This is a genomic window from Anaerotruncus sp. (assembly GCF_057433415.1).
This window is the reverse complement of record NZ_DBMDHH010000107.1, coordinates 1-1,808: the sequence shown is the minus strand read 5'-3', so window position 1 is coordinate 1,808 and position 1,808 is coordinate 1. Positions and strand designations below refer to the sequence as shown.

3 protein-coding genes are annotated in these 1,808 nt (G+C 60.5%); 1 reads left to right on the top strand and 2 read right to left on the bottom strand.

Features of this window, described 5'->3' with window-relative positions; all coding sequences use genetic code 11:
• Window positions 1–120: 120 nt before the first annotated feature.
• Window positions 121–654 (bottom strand): inorganic diphosphatase, encoded by a 534-nt coding sequence (locus ACZO3G_RS14670; RefSeq protein ID WP_101549682.1) that lies wholly within the window; start codon window positions 652–654, stop codon window positions 121–123.
• 83 nt (window positions 655–737) lie between these two features.
• Entirely contained in the window at window positions 738–1,343 is a 606-nt protein-coding gene (locus tag ACZO3G_RS14665; RefSeq protein ID WP_101549679.1) for a LexA family protein, read from the bottom strand.
• Window positions 1,344–1,622: 279 nt separating this feature from the next.
• On the opposite strand from ACZO3G_RS14665, the gene ACZO3G_RS14660 reads away from it, so the two are divergent.
• On the top strand, window positions 1,623–1,808 hold a 186-nt coding region (locus tag ACZO3G_RS14660; protein WP_486847376.1), incomplete at its 3' end, for a hypothetical protein.

The following is a 1,808-nucleotide window of genomic DNA, read 5'->3' as shown; positions in this document are numbered from 1 at the left end:
GCCAGCGGGCGGCCCCGCGGCGCCCCGCGCTTCGCGCGGGCGATCCCGCCGCCGCGCAAAAACCCCCGCCGCTGTATCACAGCGGCGGGGGTTTTCCGTATTCCCGGAGCTTCGCGGGATCTATCCGCGACAGAATTTCTCGACGTAGTGGTCGATCGCGTTCTGGACGATCTCGATCGCGGTTTCGGGGCCGGCCACCTCGTTGACGGCGGTCTGTTTGCCCTCGAGGGATTTGTAGACGCTGAAGAAGTGGCGCATCTCGGCAAAGACATGCTCAGGCAGCTCGCTGATATCCCGGTAGTGGTTGTACATCGGGTCCTCAAAGGGGATCGCGATGATCTTCTCGTCGTTTTTGCCGTTGTCGATCATCGAAATGACGCCGATCGGATAGCAGCGCACGAGGCTCAGCGGGATGAGCGCCTCGGAGCAGAGCACCAGCACGTCGAGCGGGTCGTTGTCGTCGCCGTAGGTGCGCGGGATGAAGCCGTAGTTGGCGGGATAGTGGGTGGAGGTGTAAAGGATCCGGTCGAGGATGATCAGCCCCGTCTCCTTATCCAGCTCGTACTTGTTCTTCCCGCCCTTCTGGATTTCGATCACAGCGATAAAGTCGTTTTTGGTAATGCGCTTGGGCGACATGTCATGCCAAATATTCAATCCGATAACCCCTTTTCAAAACTTCTCTAGCCCTGTAGCGTCCTGTCAGGATGATTTTAGCACACCGCGGCCCAATAAGCAACCTACCACTTGGTTTTTGTCTCCACGACCTTGCCCACGATGGTGAGCCGGTCGATCTCCCCGCCGATGAAGACCTGCGTCTGGTAGGCGGGATTGAAGGGCTGCAAGATCACCGCGCCCTCCTTTTTGAGCACCTTTTTGAGGGTGCCCTCCTCCCCGTCGACAAGCACGACGGCCAGATCCCCGCTTTCGACGTCGGGCTGGCTGTGGACGAGCGCGAGGTCGCCGCTGCTGATGCGCGGCTCCATGCTGTCCCCGCGCACGATCAGGTAGAAATAGTCGCGCGGGTTTTTGACGTTCGCGGGCTCGCTGCCGTAATCCTCCTCGAAGGCGTAGGCGTCGTAACCCGCCTTGACGGTGCCGAGCACCGGCACGAGCACCTCCGCCCCCGGCCACACCGGCGCGGAATGCGCGTCGTCCCGCCCGAGCAGGCCGTCGGCCGATACGCCGAAGAGGTCGGCGATTTTGCGGAGCGTGCCGGGGTCGGGGGTGGAACGCCCCGTCTCCCACTTGCCGACCGCCTGCTGGCTGATGCCGAGCTGCGCGGCCAGCGCGCCCTGCGAAATTTTGCGCTCCTTGCGAAGCGCCCTCAACCGTTCGGAAAACATCGATCTTCTCCCTTTCCCGGCGCGCGGGAGGAACCCGCTGTCCGGCCCGCGCCGCCGTCCCCGCAGCCATTTATACTGACAGTTATATTTTACATCAATAGGTTGTATCTGTCAATCCAAATAATCAAAAAAGTTGTAAAACAACTTGACAACAACCAATAGTTGTTGTATATTGAAAATACAAACAATCGTTGTTTTTCGGCAGTCCGGACGCCTCCTTTTCCGCGCGGGAGGCCGTCCGCCGGGAAACGGTCGGCGCGGAGGAAGGAAGGCATCCGGATGAAACTGTTCTATCATATCCGCTATCTGTTCCAACTGCTTACGGTGGTTTCGGCGTTTTTGGTCCTCGGTTCGCTCGGCGCATGGGAGACGGGCGGCATTTCCCTCTGGGAATGCATCCTCCAGCTCGTCGCCTTCACCGCGATCGGCGTCTTCTGCGCGCGGGCGGGCTCCAAGAAGCCGGCC